The following is a 4,067-nucleotide window of genomic DNA, read 5'->3' as shown; positions in this document are numbered from 1 at the left end:
ATTTATGGAAAAAAATAAAATAGCAATTATTAAAAATTATATTATTCTTGTTATTGTAACCGTTCTTTCAGGGTTTGCAATCTTTTTAACATATCAGGAATATATTTTATCTTCAAGGTTAACTTTAGGACAAATACTTTGCAGCCAAATAAGAAATGCTCAACTTGTTTATTATAAAGAACATAACGAATATATATCTTTGGATAAAGTTTTTTTTAGTGATGATTTAGGTATTGATGCAAGAAATAATCCGTATTTTTACACATTTTCAACTTATCCGGTTGATTCTAATATTCAAAGGATAGTTGTTTTTGGCAGTGACAAAATGAAGGATTATGAAATACATTTGGATTTTAAACCTTCCGACAGAAGAACAAATAACCTGCGTGATTTGGATATTAAAGTAGTAAAAAACAAACCCTAAAAACAGTTTATAGGGTGATAAGGTTATTGGATTATAAGTTATTTTTGTAGTTTATAACCTGTAGTTTTAACTTATAACCTTATAACCCGATAAACTTATAAACTAAAATTATCCCCAACTTATTAACAAGTAATAAAAATAATGCTATTATTGTATTATATTTTATTTTTTATATTGATTTTTCAATAAGTTTTATATCTTTTATAAATTTGATTGTATGGTGTTTTTATAATTAAAACAAATGGTTATCCACAAGCATTAACGACAATTTATAATGTATAATTACTGGCATTGGTGTATAAGGTAAAAAATAACTTATAACCCTATACCACAATAACCTTATAAACCAACTTTGCTTTGCGAATTTTTAGTTTTTTAGGGAGTTTGTTATTCTTTCCAAATCTTCCAAATTACAGTAATCAAGTATTATTTTGCCTTTTTTACCGTTACCAGTAATTTTTACTTTTGTTCCGAATAACCTTTGCAGTTCTTCAACCAAATTAGTAATTTCAACATTTTGTTGTTTTTGGTTTTTATGTTTTTTTGGAATTTTTGTTTTAATTTCAGATACTATATTTTCAACTTGACGGACTGTTAAATTTTCATCTATTATTTTTTTTGCTAAAGCTTCAACATCCTGTTTATTATCCAAACTTGCAAGCATTCTGCCATGCCCGGAAGATATTTTACCTGAAGAAATTAAATCTTGAATATCTTCTGCCAGATTTAAAAGTCTTAAAGTGTTTGCAATAACGGCTCTGTTTTTATTAACAATTTTTGATATTTCTTCCTGAGTATATTTATATTTGTCCGAATATAATTTATATGCTTTTGCTTCTTCTATAGGGTTCAAATCTTCTCTTTGTAAATTTTCTATTAAAGCCAAATCAAGTTTATCTTTATCCGAAGCGGCTTTATTAACTATTGCTTTAATTTCTGTCAATCCTGCAAGTTTTGAAGCCCTTAACCTTCTTTCCCCGGCAATAAGTTCATATTCACCCGGAACGACGGACTGCACTACCATTATAGGTTCAATTAGTCCTTTCTGTTTTATCGATTCTGCTAAATCTTTTAATTTTTCTTCATTAAATACTAACCTCGGTTGATATTTATTAGGTTTTATTTTATCAATGGCAATATTTATAATATTTTCAGTATTTTGACTGTTTGTTCCGGCAGTTAAAGGTGATAAGATAGCTTCCAAGCCCCTGCCTAATTTTTGTTTTGACATTATTTTTTCTCCACATTAATATTTTGTTTTTGTAAAAACTCCTGTGCAAGTTGTAAATATGCTTCTGCACCTTTGCAGTGTTTATCATATAATATTATAGGTTTACCGAAACTCGGGGCTTCCGCTAATTTAACCGTTCTCGGTATTTTGGTATTGTAAACCTTATCGCCGAAAAATTTTATCACCTCGTCTGCAACCTGGTGTGAAAGATTTGTTCTGTTATCATACATTGTAAACAAAATGCCTTCCAAATCCAAATGGTATCTTTGCATGAGAGTAAAAATTGTTTTTGACAGTTGACCTAAACCCTGCAAAGCAAAAAACTCACACTGCATAGGAACTAATACCGTATCTGCACATACCAAAGAATTTATTGTTAAAAGTCCTAAAGACGGCGGACAATCTATAATGATGTATTTATACACTTTTTGAAATTTTTCCAAAGCCATCTTCAACCGTTCTTCTCTTCTTTCAATGTTAACAAGTTCTATTTCTGCACCGCTTAAATCGATAGTTGTAGGAGCAATATCAAGCCAATCCATAGCAGTAGTTCTTAAAATATCTTCAAGTAAAACCTCATCTATTAAAACATTGTATATTGATTTTGTTATTCCTGTTTGGTCTATTCCCAAACCGCTTGTTGTGTTTGCCTGCGGGTCCATATCTATAAGAAGACATTCCTGCCCGAGATGAGCCAAGCTTGCAGCAAGGTTTATTGCCGTTGTAGTTTTGCCTACTCCGCCTTTTTGGTTTGCTATTGCTATAACTTTGCTCATATCAGCTCCTATTCTTAATAATGTATAATGCCGCAAATTTGATTTATCCACTAAAAAATTTGCTTTGCAAATTTTTTGTTTCACATGAAACAATTATATATTATTTTTATATTTTTTATCAAGATTATTTATTTTAATTAAGTTTATAGTATTCTTTTATTTTATCTTCTATTTTATGTTCTATCTTATATTTGCTATTTTCTTTATTATCTTTAAATAATGAATATGTAAGAAGTTGTGGTAACACTATTATTTTATTTCTTGATTTATTTTTATCTTCTAACACTTTTAAATTTTCAGCTAATTTTGTATATTTATCGCTATAGTTATAAAAATCCTCTTTGTTACCTATATTCATATTATGAAAATCAAATAATATTTCACCCAAATATACTTTACTCTGTTTTAATTTTTTCATTAACTCCTTTTTATCCAATTGAATTTTTTCATATCCTTCAGTAGTTCCCTTATCTAAAAAAACATATAATTTTTGTAATTTTATATGGTTATCTTTTTTATCATGGAAACCTTCTTCTAATAAATTATTTATACCTATATAATGAGATATCATTTGTTTAACACCTTCAATATAGCTATTAGATTTATTAGTAGTTTCAATTCCGTTATATTCTTTTATTTTCCCATTCTTTTTTTTCTTAAAAACTTTAGGTTCTTTTTCATTCTTAATAATGCTAAACCCTATATTTTTCAGAAAATCATCATTATAAATACATTCATACTCTCTCAAATAGTCTAATCCCAAATAAGTAAATTGACTTGACACATCTAAATATTCTGAAAATTTTGATTCTAAAAATAAAATCACTTTATTATCATTATTATCATCTTTTCCCAAAAGAACAACATCAACATTAGAGGGTTTTCCTCCTTTTATTACAGTATTTTGAAATTCAAATAAAACATCTATAAATGTTATTTTTTTTGAATCTATTGTTAAAGTTAATTGATTTTCTTCAGAAACATTATAAAAAAATAATAATGCACATAACGAAGACGAATGTAAAGTTGTGATTTTTCTTTGTTCGGAACCGGAGCCACCGCAAGCTTCTTTTAACTTTTTTTTGAATCTATCATCTTTATCTTCAATATCAAAAATTTCAGTTAGTTTTTTATAAATACTATCAAAACATTTACATTTAAGTTTCGATATGTTTTTGTTATCTATTATATTCCCTTCATCATTTTTAATTTGAAAAGCATAAGAATTATCAGAATATTTCTTATATCGTACAGAAAAAACTTTTTGAACTCTTATATTTTCAAAAAACTTATTATCTCTCCATCAAAGAATTATATATATCATATCTCTTTTTATCTTTTATATTATCAATAGCTTCTTCTATTATAAAATTATTAATTTGTTCTTTATTATTTTGCTTTTCGCTCATATTCATTCTCCGCTATATGATTGTTTCACATGAAACATTTTTAAAATAACTCTAATAGAGCTTCTTTTATTTCTTTGCTTTCAAAAGTATTAAGATATTCAAAAATTTTATTATTGTCACAAATTATATTATGTTGCTTACAAGTTTTATAGAATATATTCATTAAATATTTGTTATTAGGACTGTTTAAGATATAGTTACTTCCATAAGTTTTTATATATTTTCCT

The 4,067-nt window shown here is 26.7% G+C and carries 4 protein-coding genes and 1 pseudogene; 1 reads left to right on the top strand and 4 read right to left on the bottom strand.

What is annotated here, in order from left to right:
• Positions 1-424, top strand: a 424-nt coding sequence (locus ACMUOV_RS04835; RefSeq protein ID WP_413853978.1) for a hypothetical protein, incomplete at its 5' end; no start/stop codon positions are given.
• Between the two features lie 367 nt (positions 425-791).
• Here the strand turns inward: ACMUOV_RS04835 and ACMUOV_RS04830 are convergent.
• From ACMUOV_RS04830 to ACMUOV_RS04815, 4 genes and pseudogenes are all read right to left on the bottom strand, one after another.
• Complete coding sequence (locus tag ACMUOV_RS04830) at positions 792-1,655, bottom strand: ParB/RepB/Spo0J family partition protein (protein ID WP_413853977.1); 864 nt, start codon at positions 1,653-1,655, stop codon at positions 792-794.
• Positions 1,655-2,431, bottom strand: coding sequence for a ParA family protein (locus tag ACMUOV_RS04825; protein ID WP_413853976.1), 777 nt, complete (start codon positions 2,429-2,431; stop codon positions 1,655-1,657). The genes ACMUOV_RS04830 and ACMUOV_RS04825 overlap by 1 nt, the downstream gene beginning before the upstream one ends.
• Positions 2,432-2,564: 133 nt before the next feature.
• Positions 2,565-3,287: a hypothetical protein gene (locus ACMUOV_RS04820; RefSeq protein WP_413853975.1), complete on the bottom strand. Its 723-nt coding sequence runs from the start codon at positions 3,285-3,287 to the stop codon at positions 2,565-2,567.
• A 593-nt stretch (positions 3,288-3,880) separates the two neighbouring features.
• Positions 3,881-4,067: pseudogene (locus ACMUOV_RS04815) on the bottom strand (radical SAM protein); the annotation flags it as partial.

The organism is Candidatus Ruminimicrobium bovinum (assembly GCF_902760015.1).
In the GTDB taxonomy this organism is placed as follows: Bacteria; Elusimicrobiota; Endomicrobiia; order Endomicrobiales; family Endomicrobiaceae; genus Ruminimicrobium; species Ruminimicrobium bovinum.
Note: the sequence above shows the minus strand (reverse complement) of the source record. Positions and strands in the feature narration are given on the sequence as shown.